The 21,799-nt window shown below is 68.0% G+C and carries 18 protein-coding genes and 2 riboswitches; of the genes, 13 read left to right on the top strand and 5 right to left on the bottom strand.

Annotation, left to right across the window (positions count from 1 at the left end; genetic code table 11):
* Positions 1-80 precede the first annotated feature (80 nt).
* The gene (locus BLS42_RS03765) at positions 81-584 is read left to right on the top strand and encodes a GNAT family N-acetyltransferase (RefSeq protein WP_090576659.1); all 504 of its coding nucleotides are present in this window, start codon (positions 81-83) and stop codon (positions 582-584) included.
* Positions 585-695: 111 nt separating this feature from the next.
* The gene (locus BLS42_RS03760) at positions 696-2,426 is read left to right on the top strand and encodes a SulP family inorganic anion transporter (RefSeq protein WP_090576656.1); all 1,731 of its coding nucleotides are present in this window, start codon (positions 696-698) and stop codon (positions 2,424-2,426) included.
* Positions 2,427-2,454: 28 nt separating this feature from the next.
* Here the strand turns inward: BLS42_RS03760 and BLS42_RS03755 are convergent, their stop codons facing one another.
* Together BLS42_RS03755 and BLS42_RS03750 are read right to left on the bottom strand one after the other, a co-directional pair.
* Positions 2,455-3,126, bottom strand: coding sequence for a response regulator (locus BLS42_RS03755; RefSeq protein WP_090576654.1), 672 nt, complete (start codon positions 3,124-3,126; stop codon positions 2,455-2,457).
* Positions 3,119-4,897 carry a sensor histidine kinase gene (locus BLS42_RS03750; RefSeq protein WP_090576651.1) on the bottom strand — a complete coding sequence of 593 codons (1,779 nt, stop codon included), beginning with the start codon at positions 4,895-4,897 and terminating at the stop codon, positions 3,119-3,121. Before BLS42_RS03750 ends, BLS42_RS03755 begins: the two co-directional genes overlap by 8 nt.
* Before the next feature lie 169 nt (positions 4,898-5,066).
* Here BLS42_RS03750 and BLS42_RS03745 point away from each other — a divergent pair, with 169 nt between their 5' ends.
* The 4 genes from BLS42_RS03745 (at position 5,067) to gatB (ending at position 10,107) form a co-directional block, all read left to right on the top strand.
* Complete coding sequence (locus BLS42_RS03745) at positions 5,067-6,539, top strand: CitMHS family transporter (RefSeq protein WP_090576648.1); 1,473 nt, start codon at positions 5,067-5,069, stop codon at positions 6,537-6,539.
* A gap of 175 nt (positions 6,540-6,714) precedes the next feature.
* The gene (gatC, locus tag BLS42_RS03740; protein ID WP_090576644.1) at positions 6,715-7,011 is read left to right on the top strand and encodes an Asp-tRNA(Asn)/Glu-tRNA(Gln) amidotransferase subunit GatC; all 297 of its coding nucleotides are present in this window, start codon (positions 6,715-6,717) and stop codon (positions 7,009-7,011) included.
* A 4-nt stretch (positions 7,012-7,015) separates the two neighbouring features.
* Positions 7,016-8,602, top strand: a complete 1,587-nt coding sequence (gene gatA, locus BLS42_RS03735; protein ID WP_090576641.1) for an Asp-tRNA(Asn)/Glu-tRNA(Gln) amidotransferase subunit GatA — start codon at positions 7,016-7,018, stop codon at positions 8,600-8,602.
* Positions 8,602-10,107 (top strand): Asp-tRNA(Asn)/Glu-tRNA(Gln) amidotransferase subunit GatB, encoded by a 1,506-nt coding sequence (gene gatB / locus BLS42_RS03730; RefSeq protein WP_090576638.1) that lies wholly within the window; start codon positions 8,602-8,604, stop codon positions 10,105-10,107. Before gatA ends, gatB begins: the two co-directional genes overlap by 1 nt.
* 3 nt (positions 10,108-10,110) lie before the next feature.
* On the opposite strand, the gene BLS42_RS03725 is transcribed toward gatB, so the two are convergent.
* Positions 10,111-11,019: a LysR family transcriptional regulator gene (locus BLS42_RS03725; protein WP_090576635.1), complete on the bottom strand. Its 909-nt coding sequence runs from the start codon at positions 11,017-11,019 to the stop codon at positions 10,111-10,113.
* Positions 11,020-11,187: 168 nt separating this feature from the next.
* Here BLS42_RS03725 and tdh point away from each other — a divergent pair, with 168 nt between their 5' ends.
* The 4 genes from tdh to hutI all read left to right on the top strand — a co-directional run bounded on the left by tdh (position 11,188) and on the right by hutI (position 16,351).
* Positions 11,188-12,234: an L-threonine 3-dehydrogenase gene (tdh, locus tag BLS42_RS03720; protein WP_090576632.1), complete on the top strand. Its 1,047-nt coding sequence runs from the start codon at positions 11,188-11,190 to the stop codon at positions 12,232-12,234.
* Between the two features lie 86 nt (positions 12,235-12,320).
* Positions 12,321-13,532 carry a glycine C-acetyltransferase gene (locus BLS42_RS03715; protein ID WP_090576629.1) on the top strand — a complete coding sequence of 404 codons (1,212 nt, stop codon included), beginning with the start codon at positions 12,321-12,323 and terminating at the stop codon, positions 13,530-13,532.
* A gap of 459 nt (positions 13,533-13,991) precedes the next feature.
* Positions 13,992-15,122, top strand: coding sequence for an NAD(P)/FAD-dependent oxidoreductase (locus tag BLS42_RS03710; RefSeq protein WP_090576626.1), 1,131 nt, complete (start codon positions 13,992-13,994; stop codon positions 15,120-15,122).
* Positions 15,123-15,133: 11 nt separating this feature from the next.
* On the top strand, positions 15,134-16,351 hold the full coding sequence (gene hutI, locus BLS42_RS03705; protein ID WP_090576623.1) for an imidazolonepropionase: 1,218 nt from the start codon (positions 15,134-15,136) through the stop codon (positions 16,349-16,351).
* Positions 16,352-16,398: 47 nt separating this feature from the next.
* Here the strand turns inward: hutI and BLS42_RS03700 are convergent, their stop codons facing one another.
* Positions 16,399-17,079, bottom strand: a complete 681-nt coding sequence (locus BLS42_RS03700) for a histidine phosphatase family protein (RefSeq protein WP_256336222.1) — start codon at positions 17,077-17,079, stop codon at positions 16,399-16,401.
* A gap of 100 nt (positions 17,080-17,179) precedes the next feature.
* Here BLS42_RS03700 and BLS42_RS03695 point away from each other — a divergent pair, with 100 nt between their 5' ends.
* On the top strand, positions 17,180-17,947 hold the full coding sequence (locus BLS42_RS03695; RefSeq protein ID WP_090576618.1) for a CPBP family intramembrane glutamic endopeptidase: 768 nt from the start codon (positions 17,180-17,182) through the stop codon (positions 17,945-17,947).
* A 112-nt stretch (positions 17,948-18,059) separates the two neighbouring features.
* On the opposite strand, the gene BLS42_RS03690 is transcribed toward BLS42_RS03695, so the two are convergent.
* Positions 18,060-18,698: a VOC family protein gene (locus BLS42_RS03690; protein WP_090576615.1), complete on the bottom strand. Its 639-nt coding sequence runs from the start codon at positions 18,696-18,698 to the stop codon at positions 18,060-18,062.
* Between the two features lie 170 nt (positions 18,699-18,868).
* Positions 18,869-18,984, top strand: a riboswitch (SAM riboswitch).
* A gap of 61 nt (positions 18,985-19,045) precedes the next feature.
* On the opposite strand from BLS42_RS03690, the gene BLS42_RS03685 reads away from it, so the two are divergent.
* Together BLS42_RS03685 and BLS42_RS03680 are read left to right on the top strand one after the other, a co-directional pair.
* Positions 19,046-20,362, top strand: coding sequence for a bifunctional o-acetylhomoserine/o-acetylserine sulfhydrylase (locus BLS42_RS03685; RefSeq protein ID WP_090576613.1), 1,317 nt, complete (start codon positions 19,046-19,048; stop codon positions 20,360-20,362).
* Positions 20,363-20,526: 164 nt separating this feature from the next.
* Positions 20,527-20,642: riboswitch (SAM riboswitch) on the top strand.
* 11 nt (positions 20,643-20,653) lie between these two features.
* A complete protein-coding gene (locus BLS42_RS03680; protein WP_090576610.1) occupies positions 20,654-21,793 on the top strand; it encodes a homoserine O-acetyltransferase MetX in 1,140 nt (379 codons plus the stop codon).
* Positions 21,794-21,799: the final 6 nt, after the last annotated feature.

The raw sequence follows: 21,799 nt of genomic DNA, 5'->3' as shown, positions 1-21,799 counted from the left end.
GGAGAGTTCAGAGTGATAGTTCAGTCACGGAAACGGCCCTTCCGGCCCAGGCCCGGGCCAACCGCCCGTACCATTGACAGGTGCCTTCGCAGATCCTCATTCGCCCCGCCGTCCCGGCCGACTACGACGCCATAGCGCGCATCACCCGGGACGCCTACCTGGCGGCTGGCTACTTTGAGAGCGCCGACCACCCGTACATGCGGCAGATCCAGAACGTCGGGCAGCGTGCTGCGGACGCGACGGTTTGGGTTGCGGAACGGGACGGCCGGGTCCTCGGCTCGGTGACGCTGGCGGTCGAGGGCGAGCCCTACGCGGACATCGCCCAAAGCGACGAGCTCGAGTTCCGCATGCTCGTGGTGGACCCTTCCGTGCAGCGCAGCGGCGCCGGCAAGGCCATGGTCCAGGCCATCATCGACCACGCCAAGTCCCTGCCCGGAATCCACGCCGTGGCCCTCACCACGGGTGAGAGCTGGGAAAGTGCCCACGGCCTGTATCAGAAGACCGGCTTCCTGCGGGCGCCGGAGCGCGACTGGCTGGTGCCGGGCACCGATATCAAACTGCTGGTTTACCGCCAGGAGCTCTAGCCGGGGCAGTGGCCCCGCGCCGGGCGGCCGACACAAGGCAACCCCTGCTCTGGCCGGTGTGGGGGCGCCAGGTCTCTGGCGGAACCGCCGGACTTGGAGTATGAAGAGCGCATGACCAAGGCGCACGGGCAGGGGCCTACCAGGGTCCCCCTCATCGGCCAGTTCCGCTCCTACGACCGTGGGTGGCTGCGGGGCGATTTGATCGCCGGCGTCACCGTCGCGGCCCTGATCGTTCCGAAGAACCTGGGCTACGCAGGAATCGCCGGGATACCACTGCAGAACGGCCTGTATGCCGCCGCTGCCGGCGCCATCGTCTACGCGATCTTCGGCACTTGCCGGCAGATCTCGATGGGGCCGAGCTCGGGTCTGGCGGCGGTGGCCGCGAGTGCCGTGAGCGCGGCAGGCATCACCGGCGAGCAGGATGTCGCCTCGTTCGTTGCCGGAATCACCCTTGCCTCCGGGATCCTGTTCCTGATACTTGCCGTCTTCAAGATGGGCTGGATTGCGCAATTCCTCTCGAAGGCCGTGGTCACCGGCTTCCTTTTCGGCGCGGCGATCGACGTCGTCATCGGGGAGCTCCCCAAACTCACCGGGACCGAGGTCACCGGTTCCAACCCAATCCAGGAACTGTGGTCCTGGCTGGGCACCCTGAGCGAGGCGCAGCCGACCACTGTGGTGGTGGGGGCCATCGCGCTGGCCGTCGTCTTCGGGCTGAAAGCCATCGCTCCTCAAGTCCCCGGTGCCCTGGTCCTGGTGGTGGGCGGATTGCTGGCTGAGGCGCTGTTCGGTCTCGGGGCCAAAGGGGTGGCCCTGGTGGGCGACGTACCCAGCGGCCTGCCCTCGCTTCAGGTCCCGGACGGCCAGCTGATGTGGGACCACGTGGGCACCGTGGCCCTCGCGGCGGTGGCGCTGGTCCTGATCGGCTTCTCCCAGACCGCCGGGGATGCGAGGGCCTTCGCTGCCAAGCACCGCTACCAGATCGACATCAACCAGGAATCGATAGCCCAGTCGATGGCCAACATCGCCGCGGGACTCTTCAAGGGGATGCCCGTCTCGACGAGTCTGTCAGCGAGCTCGCTGAACGACCACTCCGGGGCGAAGACCGGCCTTGCCTCCCTCACTTCGGGGGTCACAGTTTTGCTCACGCTGCTGTTCCTGGCGCCGCTGTTCTCGATCCTGCCCAAGCCCGTGCTGGCGGCGCTGATCATCGAGGCCGTCGTCATGGGCATGATGAACGTACCTGAGCTGCGGCGGCTTGCCCGGGTGCAGAGGTTCGACTTTTGGATTGCGATCGCAGCGATCATCGGCACCCTCATGTTCGGCGTGCTCGCGGGCGTCGTGATCGGGATCGGGTTCTCGATCCTCTGGCTCGTCCGGGTGGCTACCCACCCGCAGATGCCGTCCCTCGGCCGCGAACCGGGCACCCAGGTCTTCCGTGATGCCGACGAGCACCCCGGCGACGAGGTCGTTCCCGGCATTGCCGTGATCCGGTTCGACGGCGGCCTCTTCTTCGCCACCGCCGACGCACTGGAGGACCGCCTGCGCGAAGTCATCCAGTCAACGCCGGGGCTCACAGGGATTGTGCTCGACTGCGGCGGGATCAACTTCGTCGACTCCCAGGGGGCCGCAAAGATGGCGGACATCGTGATCCTCGCCCGCGAGTCGGACGTCAACCTGCGCCTGACCCGGCTCAAGCCCGCGGTTCGGGCGGTCCTGGAGCGCGACGGCGTGATCGAGCGCATCGGGGCGGACATGATCCACGGCAACATCCACCGGGCCGTGGAAGCGGAACAGGCGGCGGCACAGAAGCGTCCCGACGGCGCCGCCGGCGCGCCGCAGTGACCCCGCAACCCCCAAGCGCCCTGCGTTTCTAGTGGCCGGTTCCGGCGGGGATCCCGTAGCGGTGCTCGGGCCGCCCGGTGGTGCCGTAGCGCAGCTGGATGTCGACGGCGCCGTCGTCCGCCAGCGCGGACAGGTACCGTTGGGCGGTGGCCCGGGACACGCCTACACGGGCGGCGACGTCGGCGGCCGAATACTGCTCGCCGGGAACCAGGGATTCCAGCACCGCGGCCTCGGTGGCAGAGCGTGGACGCGCCGAGGCGACGACGTCGCCCGGGATCAGGGCGCGCTTGGCGCGTTCCACCGTCTCCTGGCTGACAGAGCCCGGCTGCGCCAGGATCCGGCGGTAGCGCGCATAGGAGCGCAGCTGCTGCGAGAGGGATTCGGCCGTGAAGGGCTTGAGCAGGTATCCCAGCGCCCCGCGACGGAACGCGAGGCGCAGCGAGGCCGTGTCCGAGGCCGCGCTGAGGACCACCGTGTCGACGTCCAGCTGGTGCAGCAGGTCCAGGCCCGAAGCGTCCGGGAGGTAGACGTCAAGCAGCACCAGGTCCGGGCGCAGGCTGTGGATGGCCTGCAGCGCCTGGGACGCCGAGCCGGCGGGCGGCAGCGCCAGGAACCCGGCCACCGAATCCACGTAGGCGGCATGCAGCTTGGCGACGTGAAAATCATCGTCGACAATCAGCACCCTGAAATCCTCAGACATCGTTGTCCTCTCCGTCCGCTTTAGTGGGCCCCGGTTCAGTGGCTGGTTCAGTAGTTCCCGGTTCAGTTCCCGGCAGCGTTGGCCCGGATTCGGTGGTTCCCGGCAGGGTGGCGACGAACACGGCGCCCGGCCCGCCCGGGGAGCCTGCTTCGAGCAACCGCACGTCTCCGCCGCGGCGGCGCGCGAGCTGGCGGGACAATGCCAGCCCCAGGCCCTGCCCGGCGCCCGCCCGGGCCGGCCGATCCGAGGTTGTATAGCCTTCCGCGAAAACCGACTCGGCCTCCGCGGCTGTCATTCCTGCGCCCAGGCCGTCGCCGGAATCCGCGACCACAATGTGAAGTGTGCCGGCTCCTCCCTTGATACCCGGTTCGTCCAGCACTTCCACTTCCACCCAGCGCTCAGCCGCAGAACCGGCGACGGCGGCGTTGACTGCGTTGTCGATCAGGTTCCCTAGCACGGTGGTGACGTCCTGGGGTTCGGTGACGTGGCCGCGGACCACGGACTCCGGGCCGAGGCGCAGGCTTACGCCGCGCTCGTCCGCCTCGACGCCCTTTGCGCCCAGGAAGGCCTGCAGGTAAGGGTCCTGGAGCAGCTCGGCCTGGTCCACTGGGAACGCCAGCGGCCCGGTTCCCGCCAGTTTGGCGAGATAGTCCTGGGCCTGCTGGGGCTGGCCGATGCTCATGAAGCCGGCGATCGTGTGCAGCTGGTTGGCGAATTCGTGGCGCTGCGCCCGCAAGGCCGCGGACATGGTGCCGACGGCGTCGAGCTGGCGGGTCAGCTGCTGCAGTTCGGTCCGGTCCCGCAGCGTCACCACCCAGCCCAGGTCCTCGCGGCCATGCAGGGCCTTGCGGGCGCTCGCCACCAGGACCCGGCCGCCGGCCACGAGTTCCACCGCGTCGCCCTCCGGCGCGTCGGCCCGGGTCAAGGCCTTCAGCTGCTCCGGCACCGGCGCGTTTGCCCAGGCGCTGCCCGCGAGGTCGGGAACGCCGAGCAGCCGTTGGGCGGCGGCGTTGAAAACACTGACCCTGCCGTCGGCCGCAACGCCGATCACGCCGTCGTCGACGCCCTGCAACACGGCCACCTGGTCGTGCACCAGGGTACTGATCTCTTCGGGCTCCAGCCCGAGTGTCAGCCGCTGGAGCCGCCGCCGCAGCAGGAAGGAAGCCAGCACGCCTGCCAGCAGCGCGCCGGCGGCCGTGGCGGCGATGGGGATGATGTCCCGTGCCAGGCTCTGGCTGATCGTTTCGGTGGAGTACCCCACGCTCACCTCACCCACCACCGCTCCCGAGCCCGGGGCGTACACCGGGACCTTGGCGCCGGCGGACGGGCCCAGCGTGCCCGTGTTGCGCGTGGTGACCTCCCTGCCGGCGAGTGCCTCCGAGGGGTCCGTGCTGACTTTTTCGCCCAGCCGTTCCGCGTCCGGGTGTGCCAGCCGGATACCGGTCTCGTCCGTAATGACCACGAACAGCGCCCCGGTGCGGGTCCGGGCACTCTCCGCGGCAGCCATCAACGGACCGGCCAACAGCTCGGCCGCCGGGGGAGCGGCGGGAAGGGCGCTGATGGACTGGACGTCTGCCTGCACGGACGGGTCCGAGGCAACAGTCCGGGCCAGGGTTAGCGCCTGATTCTCGGCCTCCCGGCCCAGCCGGTCGTAGGTCAGCCAGGCGTGGACGGCGCTGCTCAGCAGCACCACCAACGCCACGACGCCGAGCTGTAGCAACAGTGTCTGGGTCGAAAAGCGCAGGGCCGGCATTGCTGTGCGGCGCTTCATCGGGCTCCTGCCAGGGGTTTGTGCGGACGTGAGCAAAATGCGCAAAATGCATCCAATAAGCAGTATGCCAATCAATTGAGCCAAAGGCCCAGTCGTGACGGGCGCCACTCTAACGTCTGTAGTGCGCATCACATCGGAGTGGTGTCATTCAACGAAGAAGGAGCCGGCCGTGCTGGTATTACTAGGATTCGCCATGATCGCGGTATTCATGGTGCTGATCATGACGAAGAAGTTGACGCCCGTATTGGCGCTCATCATCGTCCCCACAGTCTTCGGGCTTTTCGCCGGCGCGGGCCTGGGCATCGGCCCGATGGTGCTGGACTCCATGAAGTCCATGACCTCCACGGCCGCGCTGCTGATGTTCGCAATCATCTACTTCGGCCTGATGATCGACGTCGGGCTCTTTGACCCCCTGGTCCGGTTCATTCTGCGCAAGCTCGGCAACGATCCCGCCAAAGTGGTCCTCGGCACGGCCATCCTCGCAGCAGCTGTTTCGCTCGACGGCGACGGCTCCACCACCTTCATCCTCACCACCGCGGCGATGCTGCCGGTCTACCTGCGGCTCAAAATGAGCCCCGTCGTGCTGACCTGCGTGGCCGGCCTCGCCAACGGCACCATGAACATCCTGCCCTGGGGCGGCCCCACCGCCCGCGCCGCAACCGCGCTGAAGCTCGACGTCAACGACGTCTTCGTGCCCATGGTCCCGTCCCTCATCGCAGGCCTCATTGTGGTCCTGGTCTTCTCCTGGCTGCTCGGCCTGCAGGAACGCAACCGCCTCCACGCCGTCGCCCCGGAAATCTGGGGCACCGGTGACGCCGGGATGCCCGACGGCGGCACCGGAACCGGCCGCTTCGGCTTCGGCCGCAAAGGTACCGGCCCCCGGGTCTCCGGCACTGCCGGCGCAGTCGGAAGCCCGTCAACCGGCGGATCCTCCGTCGCCGTCCTGGATCGCACCGAAGTCCTCGTTGACGACCGCGACACCGCCATGGCGGACACCGCGCTGGACCCCAACCGCAAGACCCTGCGTCCCAAGCTGTTCTGGTTCAACCTCGGCCTGACGGTTGCAGTCATGGTGACGCTCGTTGCCAACGTCATTCCGCTTCCGTTCGTGTTCATGGTGGGTTCCGCCGTCGCCCTGCTGGTCAACTTCCCCAACGTGAAGGACCAGGGCGCCCAGCTGATCGCCCACGCACCCTCGATCGTCGCCGTCGTCAGCATGGTCATGGCGGCCTCAGTCCTCACCGGTGTCCTCAACGGCACGGGCATGGTCAAGGCAATGTCGGAATGGCTCGTCCAGATCATCCCGACGGACATGGGGCCGTTCATGGCCATCATCACCGGCGTCCTGAGCATCCCGATGACGTTCTTCATGAGCAACGACGCCTTCTACTTCGGTGTCCTACCGGTCCTCAGCGAGACGGCAGCCCACTACGGCGTCAGCGCCGCCGATATGGCCCGCGCCTCCATCACCGGCCAGCCCTTCCACCTGCAGAGCCCCCTGGTCCCGGCCATCCTGCTACTGGTCTCCCTCGCCAAGGTGGACCTCGGTGACCACCACAAAAAGGTCCTCTGGCGCACGGCCGTGATCTCCCTGGTCATGCTCGGAGTAGGAGTCCTCACAGGAGCCATCGGCATCGGCTAACAACCCCCACCAGCACCAAGCAACGCGGGGTCACTTACGGCCCGTTCCGGACCTCCGGATGGGCCGCAAGTGACCCCGCGTTGTTTGTCGCCGTCCTTCTCGGCGTCGGACGGTAACAGCAGTTCAACCCACGTAGACTGGGACGGAAAATAATCCGAACTTGCAGGGGAGATCCATGGCTGCGATCAACCGCGACGACGTCGCGCATCTCGCGCAACTCGCGCACATCGAGATGAGTGCTGAAGAGCTGGACAGGATGGCCGGCGAACTCGCCGTCATCGTGGAATCAGTGAAGTCCGTCAGTGAAGCCGCCGGTGACGACGTCCCGGCCACGTCCCACCCGATTCCGCTGACCAACGTATTCCGCGAGGACGTCGTGGGCCACACGTTCACGGCCGAGCAGTCCCTCAACGGCGCCCCCGACGCGTACGAAGGCCGCTTCAAGGTCCCGGCAATCCTGGATGAGGACTAAGACCATGACTGAGAACAACGAACTGATCCGCCTCACCGCCGCAGCGCTCGCCGAGAAGCTGGCAGCCCGTGAGATCACCGCCGTCGAGGTCACCCAGGCGTACCTGGACCGCATCGCCGCCGTCGACGGCAAGGTCCACGCCTTCCTTCACGTCAACGCCGACGAAGCGCTCGCCGTCGCCGCCGAAGTGGACGCGATCCGCGCTGCCGGCGGTGCTGCCGCCGAAGAGCTCCACGTCCTCGCGGGCGTGCCGATCGCGGTCAAGGACCTCATCGTCACGATCGGCCAGCCCACGACGGCCGGCTCGAAGATCCTCGAAGGCTGGCACAGCCCCTACGACGCCACCGTCGTCGAGCGCCTGCGCGCCGCGAAGATGCCGATCCTGGGCAAGACCAACCTGGACGAATTTGCGATGGGCTCCTCCACCGAGCACTCCGCGTTCGGCCCCACCCACAACCCCTGGGATCTGGACCGCATCCCCGGTGGCTCCGGCGGTGGCTCCGCTGCTGCCGTCGCGGCCTTCGAAGCCCCGCTGGCCCTCGGCACGGACACCGGCGGCTCCATCCGTCAGCCCGGCGCCGTCACCGGCACGGTCGGCGTCAAGCCCACCTACGGCGGCGTCTCCCGCTACGGCGCCATCGCCATGGCGTCCTCGCTGGACCAGATCGGCCCGGTCTCCCGCACCGTGCTGGACTCGGCCCTGCTGCACCAGGTGATCGGCGGCCACGACCCGCGCGATTCCACCTCGCTCCCGGACCCGATGGAGGACCTCGTCGCTGCCGCCCGGACCGGCAACGTCGAGGGCATGAAGATCGGCATCATCAAGGAGCTCCACGGCGAGGGCTACCAAGCCGGCGTCGAGAACCGCTTCAACGAGTCCCTTGAGCTTCTCAAGGGCGCCGGTGCCGAAATCGTCGAGGTGTCCTGCCCCAACTTCAAGTACGCACTGGGCGCCTACTACCTGATCATGCCCTCCGAGGCGTCCTCCAACCTGGCCAAGTTCGACGGCGTCCGGTACGGCCTGCGGGTCCTGCCCGAACAGGGACCGATGACGATCGAACGGGTCATGGGCGCCACCCGCGCCGCGGGCTTCGGCGATGAAGTCAAACGCCGCATCATCCTGGGCACCTACGCCCTGAGCGCCGGCTACTACGACGCCTACTACGGCTCGGCCCAGAAGGTGCGCACCCTGATCCAGCGCGACTTCGACGCAGCCTTCGCCAAGGCCGACGTCCTCATCTCCCCGACGGCCCCCACCACGGCCTTCAAGCTCGGCGAGAAGCTCAACGACCCGCTGGCGATGTACCTCAACGACGTCGCAACGATCCCCGCCAACATGGCAGGTGTTCCCGGGCTCTCCCTGCCCGGCGGCCTCGCCGACGAGGACGGGCTGCCGGTGGGCATCCAGCTGCTGGCCCCGGCCCGCCAGGACGCCCGGCTCTACCGCGTCGGCGCGGTCCTGGAATCCCTGCTCGAGGCGCAGTGGGGCGGACCGCTGCTGGACCGTGCCCCTTCACTGACGGCTCCGTCACTGACCGATTCCGCACCGGCGGTTGCTGGCGCCCCCGCGAGCCACGGAGGTTCACACTAATGACTGACGCAACCCTCAGCTTCGAAGAGGCGATGGAGAAATACGATCCCGTCCTGGGCTTCGAGGTCCACGTGGAGCTCAACACCAAGACCAAGATGTTCTCCTCCGCGCCGAACGTCTTCGGCGACGAGCCGAACACCAACGTCAACGAGGTGGACCTCGGCATGCCCGGCGTGCTGCCGGTGGTGAACAAAACCGCGATCGAGTCCTCGATCAAGATCGGCCTGGCGCTGAACTGCAAGATCGCCGAGAGGTGCCGCTTCGCCCGGAAGAACTACTTCTACCCGGACACCCCGAAGAACTTCCAGACCTCCCAGTACGACGAGCCCATCGCGTACGACGGCTACCTGGACGTCGAGCTCTCCGACGGCACCGTGTTCCGCGTTGAGATCGAACGCGCGCACATGGAAGAGGACGCCGGCAAGCTGACCCACATGGGCGGCGCCACAGGCCGCATCCAGGGCGCGGACTACTCCCTGGTGGACTACAACCGCTCCGGTGTGCCGCTGGTCGAGATCGTCACCAAGCCGATCGAAGGCGCCGGCAGCCGCGCACCCGAGCTCGCCAAGGCCTACGTGGCCGCCGTCCGCGAAATCGTCAAGAACCTCGGGGTCTCGGACGCCAAGATGGAACGCGGCAACGTCCGCTGCGACGCCAACGTCTCGCTGCGCCCGCACGGCCGCGAACGCTTCGGCATCCGCTCGGAAACCAAGAACGTCAACTCGCTGCGCGCCGTCGAACACGCCGTCCGCTACGAGATCCAGCGGCACGCCGCCGTCCTGGACTCCGGCGAGCCGGTCACCCAGGAAACCCGCCACTGGCACGAGGACACGCGGACCACGACGTCGGGCCGGGCCAAGTCCGACGCCGACGACTACCGCTACTTCCCGGAACCTGACCTGGTCCCGATCACCGCGTCCCGCGAATGGGTCGAGGAACTCCGGGCCACCCTGCCCGAGCCGCCGGCCGCCCGCCGCAAGCGGCTGCAGGCCGACTGGGGCTACTCGGACCTGGAGTTCCGCGACGTCGTCAACGCCGGCGTCATGGACGAGATTGAGGAAACCATCGCCGCCGGCGCCACGGCCACCGTGGCTCGCAAGTGGTGGATGGGCGAGATCGTCGGACGCGCCAAGACCGCCGACGTCGATCCCGGCCAGCTCGGCGTCGCACCGGCCACCATCGTGGAACTGAACCAGATGGTGGAGGACGGCAAGATCAACAACAAGATGGCCTCCGAGGTCCTGGACGGCGTGCTCGCCGGCGAGGGCACCCCGGCGGAAATCGTCGAGAAGCGCGGCCTCGCCGTGGTCTCCGACGACGCACCCCTCTTGGAAGCGATCGACGCGGCCCTCGCCGCGCAGCCCGACGTCGCGGACAAGATCCGCGCCGGCAAGCTCCAGGCGATCGGCGCGATCGTCGGCGGCGTCATGAAGGCCACCCGCGGGCAGGCCGACGCCGGCCGCGTCAAGGAGCTGATCCTCCAGCGCCTCGGCGTCGAAGGCTAGCCCCTAGCCGCCCACTAAATCGGTCATGATGGTCTGCAGCGCTTCGCAGACCATCATGACCGATGTGCGTTTAAGGTTCTCCGGCCTGGCCAGGAGGTCAATCCGGCGCCGGGTGCTGATGCCCTCCAGCGGCCGCAGGACAATGTCCGGGTTCAACACCGGCCGCGCGGTGTGCCGCGGCAGCAGGCCGATCACGCCGCCGGCCGCCACGAGCGCCGCCACGGTCGAGTAGTCGTTGATGCGGTGCACAATGTTCAGCTCACGGCTGGAGACCGCCGCGACGGCGGAAAGCACGTCCGCGGGGGAGTAGCCCGCGCGGCTCGTCACCCACGGTTCGCCCACGACGTCGTCGGCCGTCACCGCCCGCTGGCCGGCCAGCCGGTGCCCGGCCGGCAGCGCCACGTCCAGCGGCTCGTGCGCGAGCGGAATCACCGCGACGCGTTCCTCGGGCCAGCGCGGGCTGTGATCCATCCGGTGCGCCAGGACCAGGTCATAGCGGGCCGTCAGGGCCGGGAAATCCTGCTGGGCGACGTCCTCGTCGGAGAGCAGGATCCGGGGTTGGCCGGGGCCGTCCAGGAGCCGGGCCAGCGGCGCGAACAGCGCCTGCCCGGCACTGTGGAAACCGCTGAGGGTCACCGGCGCCACCGGCGAGCCGTGGTAGGCGCCGATCGCCATCTTCGCATCCGCCATCGCGCTGACCACCGCGGCTCCGGCGTCCGCCAGGACCTGGCCGGCCTCCGTGAGCACCAGGTTCCGGCCCTCCTTGCGGGTCAGCGGCACCTCAACGGTCCTCTGCAGCGCGGCCAGTTGCTGGGACACGGCCGACGGCGTCACGAGGAGGGTTTCGGCGACGGCCTTGACGCTGCCCAAGGCCCCGAGTTCGCGCAGCATCTCCAGTTGGTGGATTTCCATGCCAGCCATTCTATGCAACAGCATTTCCTAATTCGTCGATTGAGAAAAATTCGGTTGTGCTAATGCTTCTTGATGGGTCTAATGGGGTGAGTTGTCCCACACGCCCGTGCCGCACGGCGGAATAGAACGCGCGGAGCGAGAAACCAAAAAGCACAGTTAGGAAGGCCCATGAAGGCTCTCTACAAGGCCGGCGCCCACGCAGGGTTCGAGCTCGTTGACCGTCCCGAGCCGGAAACCGGCCCCGGCGACGTCAAGATCCGCGTCATGACCACCGGCATCTGCGGCACCGACCTGCACATCCAGGCCTGGGACGCCTGGGCGCAGGGCATCATCAACGCCCCCCTGATCGCCGGCCACGAGTTCTACGGCGAGGTCGTGGAGACCGGCGAGGACGTCCTGGACGTCAAGGTGGGGGACCGAGTCTCCGGCGAAGGCCACATCGTCTGCGGCATCTGCCGCAACTGCCGCGCCGGCCGCCGGCAGATGTGCATCAACACCGTCAGCGTCGGCGTCCAGCGTGACGGCGCCTTCGCCGAGTACGTGGTGATCCCCGAGACCAACGTCTGGGTCCACCAGGACCCCTCCGTCACCCCGGAACTCGGCGCCATCTTCGACCCCTTCGGCAACGCAGTCCACACCGCCCTGAGCTTCCCGCTGGTCGGTGAGGACGTCCTGATCACCGGGGCCGGACCCATCGGCCTGATGGCGATCGCCGTCGCCCGGCACGCGGGCGCCCGCAAGATCGCGATCACCGACGTCTCCGCGCCCCGGCTGGCACTGGCCCGCCAGCTCGGCGTCGATCTTGCAATCGACGTCTCGAAGATGCGCGTCAAAGACGCCCAGCGCGAACTCGGCATGCGCGAAGGCTTCGACATCGGCATGGAAATGTCGGGACACCCCACCGCGCTGCCTGAGATGATCGACAACATGAACCACGGCGGCCGGATCGCGATGCTGGGACTGCCCAGCCAGTCCATCGACATCAACTGGGGCAAGGTGGTCACGCACATGCTGACCATGAAGGGCATCTACGGTCGCGAAATGTTCGAGACCTGGTACGCGATGAGCGCCATGCTCTCCTCCAACCCGGTCCTGCACGCGAACATCTCGGCCGTGGTCACGGACACGTTGCCGGCCACCGACTGGGAAAAGGGCTTCGAGGTGGCCCGCGCCGGCGTCGGCGGCAAGGTGGTCCTCGACTGGACCGTCTTCTAGACCAGCCTCTTTCGAGGACCCGTTTCACACCGCCCTGCCAGACACCGCATTTTGCCCCCGCATCCAACCAGCTGAGGAGCCAACCCATGTATTCAGCCATCAAGGACCAGCTGCAGCACGAACTCGATGAGATCCGCAGCGCCGGTCTGTTCAAGACCGAGCGGCACATCGACTCGCCGCAGGCCAACCGCATCAAGGCCGGGCAGATCGGCGAGTCCGGTGCCGACGTGCTGAACTTCTGCGCCAACAACTACCTCGGCCTCGCCGACCACCCGGACATCATCGCCGCGGCGAAGACCGCGATGGACGAGCGCGGCTTCGGCATGGCTAGCGTGCGCTTCATCTGCGGCACCCAGGACCTGCATCTGGCACTGGAACAGCGCGTCTCGGCGTTCCTCGGCACCGAGGACACCATCCTGTTCTCCAGCTGCTTCGACGCCAACGGCGGCGTGTTCGAATCCCTCTTCGGCCCGGAAGACGCCGTCATCTCCGACGCCCTGAACCACGCCTCCATCATTGACGGCATCCGGCTCTGCAAGGCCCAGCGCTTCCGCTACGCCAACCAGGACATGGCAGACCTCGAGGCGAAGCTGATCGCGGCCACCACCCAGGAAAACCCGGCGCGCCGCAAGATCATCGTCACGGACGGCGTCTTCTCGATGGACGGCTTCCTGGCCCCGCTCGAAGCGATCTGCGACCTCGCCGACAAGTACGACGCCCTGGTCATGGTGGACGATTCCCACGCGGTGGGCTTCATGGGCGCCACCGGTGCCGGCACGCCGGAACACGCCGGCGTCTCGGACCGCGTGGACATCTACACCGGCACGTTCGGCAAGGCCCTCGGCGGCGCGTCCGGCGGCTACGTCTCGGGCCGCGGCGAGGTCGTGGCGATGCTCCGCCAGAAGGCCCGCCCGTACCTGTTCTCCAACTCGCTGGCCCCTGCGATCGTCGCGGCCACGCTCAAGGCCCTGGACCTCGTGGAGAACTCCGGCGAACTGCGCGGCAAACTCTTCGCGAACGCGGAACTCTTCCGGAACCGCATGAGCGAGGAAGGCTTCGACCTGCTCCCCGGCGAGCACGCCATTGTCCCGGTGATGTTCGGCGACGCCGTCATGGCGGCCAAGGTGGCCGACGCCATGCTCCACAACGGCGTCTTTGTCACGGCGTTCAGCTACCCGGTGGTGCCCAAGGGCGCCGCACGGATCCGCGTCCAGCTCTCCGCCGCGCACAGCGCCGACGACGTCGAGGCCTGCGTCCAGGCGTTCGTGCGAAGCCGCGCGGCGGTGGCAGCGGCCTAGGCGGTCTGATCGCTGAGGCCGGGCCCCACAGGCCCGGCCTTAGCCCAGGGATCCGGCCTGCCCCGGCCTTGCTCGTTCATCCCGGCTGGGCTTGTCCGCGGGACATGCCCAGCTCCGGCAGCTAGGACTGGACATAATGCCACTATGTCCAACGGCCACGACCAACGAAGGGCATGTCCCGGGCCGGCCCACCGCAACGAGGGACATGTCCAGTAGTGCGGACCAGGGAAGGGCATGTCGCGGGCCGGCACGCGGCCACGAGGGGACATGTCCAGCGGTGCGGACTAGAAAGGGGCATGTCCAGTGGTGCACAACATGAATATGGCACGCTAGCGATCCTGGAACGATCCTGCGCCGAGTCTGGCATGATCCGCTCCAGAAGCGCCGCTTTCCGCGGCGCCGCTCGCCCGGGCGCAGGTCTCGGCGCGGCCTGATGCGGCAATCTGCAAGGATGGGACCATGTCAGCTCATTACGATGTCGTAATTGTCGGCGGCGGTATCGCCGGCCTGTCCATTGCCTCCACCCTGGCCGGACGATGCAGCGTGGCCCTGATCGAAGCCGAGCAGACCCTGGCCTACCACACCTCGGCCCGCTCGGCCCGGCAACTGATTCCCAGCTACGGGCCGCCCGTGGTCCAGGAACTCACCGTGCGGACGCTGGACCTCATCGCCGCCCAGGACGCCGAACGCCCGGAACCTGTGCTCACGCCGCGCAGCTTCATGCTGATCGGGGACGACGCCACCGTCCGGGCGGAGGCCAGCGGCCACATGCACCGGATCAGCCACGCCGAGGCACTGGAGCTGTGCCCGGCCCTTGTCCCGGACTCGTTCAGCGCCGCCGGCCTGGACACCGGATCCTTCGCCTGCAACGCCCCCGTGCTGCTCGAGGACCACCGGCGCCGTGCCGAGGCCGGCGGCGTGGACATCATCACCGGCGCCAGGGTCCATTCGGCCCAGCGCCTCGGCACCGGCTGGGAACTGGGCGCCGGGCAGGAAGGCTTCCAGTCCGCCGTCGTGGTCAATGCCGCCGGCGCCTGGGCGGACGAGCTCGCCGTCCTCAGCGGCGTCGAGAAGCTGGGCCTGCAGCCGTACCGGCGCACCGCGGCGATCGTCGACGTCGAGAATCCCCTCCCGGAAGCCTGCCCGATGGTGGCGGCGGCCGATGACAGCTTCTACTTCCGGCCCGACAACGGCCAGGTCCTGATCTCGCCCGCGGAGCACGTGCCCAGCGGCCCCGAGGACGCCCGACCCTATCCCGGCGACATCGAACGGCTCATCGCCCGGCTCAACGCAATCACGACGCTCGGGATCCGGGGCGTCCGCACGGCCTGGACGGGGCTGCGGACGGAGGCGGCCGACGGCGTCCCCGTGATGGGGTTCGACGCCGAGGCCACGGGATTCTTCTGGCTCGCCGGCCAGGGCGGCTACGGATTCCAGACCTCATCCGGCATCGCGGAACTGGCCGCCGGGCTGATCCTGGCCGGTCAGGGGTCCGCCGCCGCCTCGGCTGTGCCCCCGACGCGGGACGCTAGTCCGGCATCCCGGACAGCGGAGGCGCTGGCCGCGACCCGCTGGTCCATCCGGCGCTGAAGAATGGTTCCATGAGCACCCTGATCACCAATATCGCCGAACTGATGACCCAAGACGCGGAACACCGCGTCCTCCGCGACGCGGCCGTGGTGATCGAGGGGGAGCGGATTTCCTGGCTCGGCCCCGCTGCTGACGCCCCGGCCGCTGATGAAAGAGTGGACGCCGGCGGCCGGGCGCTCCTGCCGGGCTGGGTCGATTCGCACACCCACCTGATCTTCGCGGGGGACCGCACGGCCGAGTTCGAGGCCCGGATGGCAGGCCAGAGCTACAGCGCCGGCGGCATCGCCGTGACCACCGGCGCCACCCGGAGCACGAGCGACTTCGACCTCACCCGGCTGGCGATGGGCCGGGTCGCGGAAGCTGTCGCGCAGGGCACCACCTACCTGGAGACCAAGACGGGCTACGGCCTGGACCTCGAGAACGAGGCCCGCAGCGCCCGCATCGCCTCCACCGTGGCGGACGAGGTCACCTACCTGGGCGCGCACCTCGTGCCCGCCGGGACGGACGCGGAGGAATACACGGAGCTGGTCTGCGGGCCGATGCTCACCGCAGTCCGGCCCTATGTCCGCTGGGCCGACGTCTTTTGCGAGCAGGGCGCCTTCAATGAGGACCAGTCCCGCCGGGTGCTGCAGGCCTGCAAGGACGCCGGGCTGGGCCTGCGCGTCCACGGCAACCAGCTCGGCGAGGGTCCCGGTGTCCGGCTGGCCGTGGAATTCGGCGCCGCGAGCGTGGACCACGTGAACTACCTTTCGGCCTCGGACGTCGACGCCCTCGCCACCAGCTGGTCCGGCTGGGACGCCGCCAGCGGTAGCGGCACGCGGGGCACGGTCGCCACCTGCCTGCCGGCCTGCGATCTCTCCACCCGGCAGCCGCTGGCCCCCGGACGGGAACTGCTCGACGCCGGCGTGCAGCTGGCGCTGGCGTCCAACTGCAACCCCGGCACGTCCTACACGAGCTCCATGGCGTTCTGCGTCACCACCGCCGTGCTGCAGATGCGGCTCAGCGTCCATGAGGCGGTGCGCGCCGCGACCTACGGCGGCGCGCTGGCCCTGGGGCGGGAGTCGGGGAACGACTTCGACGGCGAACGCGCGGTGGGCTCGATCGCCGTCGGACACCGCGCCGACCTGCACCTGCTCAACGCGCCTTCCGCCACGCACCTGGCCTACCGGCCCGGCATCCCCTTGACGCACGCGGTGTGGCGGGCCGGCGTAGCGCAAGCGGTCCGTTAGTCAGCCCGTCCTTTAGCCAAGCGGCTCGCTGATCCGGCTGCAGCCGGTTAGAACATCATGGGCGGAGCGTCCAGGACGGTCTCGTCCACCCGCCTCTTCTCCCACTGCGTGAAGGGCTTGTCGAGCTCGTACTTGCCGTGCGCTGTGCGCAGCAGGGTGCGGACCTCGGCGTTTTCGGGGTTGTTCAAGGACTCGAAATATTCCACCGACCAGTGGAACCAGCGCATGCAGAACAGCCGCATGGTCAGTCCGTGCGTCACGAACAACGCGTTCGGGGCATAGCTGGGTCTTGACCAGTGGCGGTGCAGGGTTTCCATGAAGGAAGAAATCCTGTCGTACACATCGGAACCGGACTCGCCCTCGCGGAAGCGGTAGAAGAAGTGCCCGTAGGCGTTGCGGAGCTCCTTCTGGTCCTCGATGTCGCCGGCGATCTGAAAGTTCGCCCAGTCCTGTTCGCGCAGGCGCGGTTCCTCGATCACCCGCTCCACGAGCGGGCCGAGGTTGAGCGCCTCGAGGGTCTGGTAGGCGCGCAGGTACGGGGAGACGTAGACGCACACCGGGCGGCCGTCCAGCTGGCGCCGGACCTCGTCCCCGGCCGCGATGGCCTGCTCCAGGCCCAGGGGTGTCAACGGGATCCGGTAGTCCGGAACACGGTTGTAGATCGAGGTATCGGCATTGGCGGCAGACTGGCCGTGCCGGATCATGATGATTTTCCGGGGCGCACTCATAGTCCCCAAGCATAGGGCTCCCAAAAAGCACGTCGTGCCGGCACGGCCGGTACCACGTGGGCACCAGCAAACTATCGGCAATTGCGGGCAAGATAGAAACATGTTGGTTCCCTCCCGCCGTCGGCTGCGGTTCGAAATGTTGATTGTCCTGGGGTTGTCGCTGGGGCAATCCGCGGTCTACTCCCTGGTGCAGCTGCTGGACAAGATGACCACGGCGCCGCTGGCCCAGGGGACCTCCACGCTGAACCGTTCGCAGAGCCCGCGCGAATACTTCGACCTCACCTACCAGATGCTGGACATCTTCTTCGCGCTGGTCCCGGTGGCCCTGGTGATCTACTTCCTCACCGAACACTGGCCGGCCGGAGGGCGCGGAACCTCGGCGTTCCATAAGATCGGCTTCGACTTCGCCCGGCCCGGCAAGGACCTCCTGCAGGGGCTGGGGCTTGCCGCACTCATCGGCATTCCATCCCTCGGGCTCTACGCCGCTGGCCGGGCGCTGGGGATCACGACGTCGATCATCCCCAGCGCCCTGGACGCGTACTGGTGGACCGTGCCGGTACTGGTCCTGTCCGCGATCCGGCACGCGGTGGTCGAGGAAGTAATTGTGGTGGCGTACCTGCTGGACAGGCTCGGAAAACTGGGCTGGAGCGTGCCGGCGGCAATCATCGCCAGCGCCCTGCTCCGCGGCAGCTACCACCTGTACCAGGGGTTCGGCCCGTTCATCGGCAACGCGGTAATGGGCGTCATCTTCGCCCTGTTCTACACGCGGACCAAACGGGTGATGCCGCTCGTGATCGCGCACGCCATCCTGGACACCGTGGCGTTTGTGGGGTTCAGCCTGTTCGGCAAGGCCGTAGGCCTGGGCTGAGTACCGAACGCGGCACACCGCGGCCGGCGTTTAAATGATCTCGGCCGCCATCTCCTGGGTGACATCGTTGGCACCTAAGAGATGGCGGCCGAAGTGTGGGACAGGTGGAGCGTTAGATCGTGACCGCTCCGGAGGCGGTCTCGAAGGTGACAGAGAGGATGCCGGGAGTACCGTGCGGCGCGATCCAGTTCACGGCGACGTCTTCCAGCGGCTTTTCCACCGGCTCGCCCAGCCACTCCGTCACGCGCGCTGCCGAACCGGCAATGGTCAGCGCGGACATCTTGACATCGCTCGCGTAGGCGTTGGACGGGTGCAGCTCCGGGTCGCCCTCCCACTTGAGCATGTAGGGGACCTGGGGGTCGGCGATGAGCCCCAGGATTCCGATCTGCTTCCAGACCAGTTCGCGGCCGTCGGGAAACTTGCGGTTGCCGTTCACGGCCGCGCGGCCGAGCCGCTCCTCGAACGGGACGAGGTCGTCAACCTCGACGCACCAGCCCATCCAGCCGCCGCCCGCTTCGGAGCGTGCCCGGACTGCTTGGCCGAACGGTGCCTTGTCCGAGGCCGGGTGGTTCAGGACCTCCACTACCTCCAAGTACTTGTGTCCCGCGAGCGGGATAATCATGTTGCGTGTCCCGAAACGGGGGTGCACTCCACCCTTCACGGCTTCGACGCCGAGGGCAGACGCAATACGTTCAGTGGTGGCTGCCAAGCCATCGTGTTCACAGGCGTAAGAGACGTGATCCATGCGCATGCCATCATCTTGGCACTTTGTGATGGACCTCTCAGCTTAGGCACCCCTAACCGTCATGGGATGTCCCGGCGCGGCAGGCGCGGCGTCCCGGGAGGCGCCGCCACGGCAACCGTCTTCATCTTCGTCACAAAGCTATCCAGGGCTCCGCCGGCATTCCTACACTGAAGCAAGGTCATGAGTGCCAGCGCACAGCCCCGGCTCGCTGGCCGGCAACCCTCGTATCGCGGTGGGGTGCCCCGGGTGAAGACCTGGCCCTCCGGCGCCCGCCGGAAGGCAAGCGCGGCGCCTGTGCCGGACCGGGGGCGAAAGCCCGGGCCGGTGCTGTGCCCAGTTCTTGAGGAGCATCAATGTCCAACGCCTGGTCCTTCGAAACCCGCCAGATCCACGCCGGCCAGGAGCCGGACAGTGCCACCGGCGCGCGTTCCCTGCCCATCTACCAGACGACGTCGTTCGTGTTCCCAAGCGCCGAAAGCGCCGCGAACCGCTTCGCGCTCGCCGAACTCGCCCCCATCTACACCCGTATCGGCAACCCCACCCAGGACGCCGTCGAGCAGCGCGTGGCCAGCCTCGAAGGCGGCCTCGCGGCCCTGCTGCTCAGCTCCGGCCAGGCCGCCGAGACCTTCGCGATCCTCAACATCGCCGAGGCCGGGGACCACGTGGTGGCCAGCCCCAGCCTCTACGGCGGAACCTATAACCTGCTCGCCCACACGCTGAAGAAGTTCGGCATCTCCGCGACCTTCGTGGAGGATCCGGACAACCTGGACCAGTGGCGGGACGCCGTCCGGCCCAACACCAAGCTCTTCTTCGGCGAAGTGGTCTCCAACCCCCGCCAGGACGTTCTGGACATCGAGGGCATCTCCCGTGTGGCGCACGAGGCCGGGGTCCCGCTGATCGTGGACAACACGCTTTCCACCCCGTACCTGATCCGGCCGATCGAGTGGGGCGCGGACATCGTGGTCCACTCCGCCACCAAGTACCTCGGCGGGCACGGCGCCGCGATCGCCGGCGTGATCGTGGACTCCGGCAACTTTGACTTTGGCAAGGACCCGGAGCGCTTCCCCGGCTTCAACACTCCGGACCCCACGTACAACGGCCTGGTCTACGCTCGCGATCTCGGCGCGGACGGCGCACTGGGCGCGAACCTTTCCTACATCCTCAAGGCCCGCGTCCAGCTCCTGCGCGACCTCGGCTCCGCCGTGTCCCCGTTCAACGCCTTCCTCATCGCCCAGGGCATCGAAACGCTCAGCCTGCGCGTCGAACGCCACGTGGCCAACGCCACCCAGGTGGCGCACTGGCTCGAGGCAAGGGGCGACGTCGAATCGGTCGCCTATGCCGGGCTGCCCTCCAGCCCCTGGTACGAGCGCGGCCGCAAGTACGGGCCCAAGGGGACCGGCGCCGTCGTGGCGTTCAATATCGCCGGGGGAGCCGAGGCCGGCAAGCGGTTCGTCGATGCCCTCGAACTGCACTCGCACGTCGCGAACATCGGCGATGTCCGTTCCTTGGTGATCCACCCGGCGTCGACCACCCACAGCCAGCTCTCGCCCGAACAGCAGACGATCGCCGGAGTGAATCCCGGGCTGGTGAGGCTTTCGGTGGGCCTGGAGCACATCGACGACATCCTCGCGGACCTCGACGCCGGATTCCGCGCGGCCAAGTCCGCCTAGGTAAGCAAAGCGCCTAGGTAATCAGGACTGCCGGCGGCCGGTCTCCCTTGAACGGGATGGCCGGCCGCAGGACTGTCAGATGGCAGGACTGTCAGATGGCCCGGCTGTCACATGGAAGTCACAATCTTCGTGATTTCCGCACCCTGTTTCGTAAACTCGTACTAGGTCATGAGTGCCAGTGACAGCCCCGGCTTGCTGGCCGGCAACCCTCCTTTTGCGGCGGGGTGCCCCGGGTGAAGACCTGGCCTGCCGGTCAGCTGACGGCAGGCAAGCGCAAAGATAGGTCCTCACATGACGATTGCCGTCACCCGCACAGGTGTTCCCGAAACCAAGCCGTCCCGCCACCCGGACGGCACCGTCCAGTACGTCAGAATCGGTGACCTGCAGCTCGAATCAGGGATTCCGCTGCCGGATGTGGTCCTGGCCTACGAGACGTGGGGGACCCTGAACGCGGACGCCTCCAACGCCGTCCTCATTGAACACGCCCTGACCGGCGACACGCACGTGGCCCGCGGCGTCAGCGACGAGCCCGGCTGGTGGGAACAGCTCGCCGGCCCCGGTGCTCCCGTGGACACGGACAAGTACTTCGTCGTGTCGATCAACATCCTGGGCGGCTGCCACGGTTCCACGGGACCCTCCACCGCGGGCCCCGACGGGCGCCCCTGGGGATCGCGGTTCCCGCTCGTCACCCTGCGTGACACGGCCGCCGCCGAGGCGCGGCTGGCCGACGCCCTGGGCATCGGCAGCTGGTACGCCGTGCTGGGCGGCTCGCTCGGCGGAGCGCGCGCCCTCGAATGGGCCGTCACCTACCCCGCCCGCGTCCGGCGCTGCGCCGTGATTTCCGTCGGCGCCAGCAGCACCGCCGAACAGATTGCCTTCGCGCAGGCCCAGACCCTGGCTATCCGCCAGGACCCCCACTTCAACGGCGGAAACTACTACGGCGGCCCGGAACCCGAAGCAGGGCTCGCCCTCGCCCGCCGCATCGCGCACATCACCTACCGCTCCGCAGCCGAACTGGACGGCCGGTTTGGCCGGAACGCCCAGGCGTCCGAGGCGCCCCTGGAAGCCGGATCACTGGCCGGACGCGGGCGCTACCAGGTGGAAAGCTACCTGGACCACCAGGGCAGCAAGCTGGTCCGGCGCTTCGACGCGAACAGCTACATCGCCATTACCGAAGCCCTCATGAGCCACGATGTCTGCCGGGGGCGCGGAAGCCTCGCGGAGGCCCTGGCCCCGGCCACCGCCGAGTTCCTGGTGGCGGCCGTGGACTCGGACCGCCTCTATTTCCCGGCCCAGTCCCGTCAGCTGGCGGAGGCCCTGCCGGGCAGCCCGGAACTGCACATCATTGAAGCGCCGATCGGCCACGACGGCTTCCTGACCGAGATCGCCCAGCTCAGCGGCCAGTTGCGGGAGACCTTCTTCGGCCACTAGGCAGCA

The sequence above is a fragment of the Arthrobacter sp. ov407 genome, assembly GCF_900102895.1.
Classification (GTDB): Bacteria; Actinomycetota; Actinomycetes; order Actinomycetales; family Micrococcaceae; genus Arthrobacter.
The sequence above is the reverse complement of the archived record's forward strand: the minus strand, read 5'-3'. Positions and strand labels throughout refer to the sequence as shown.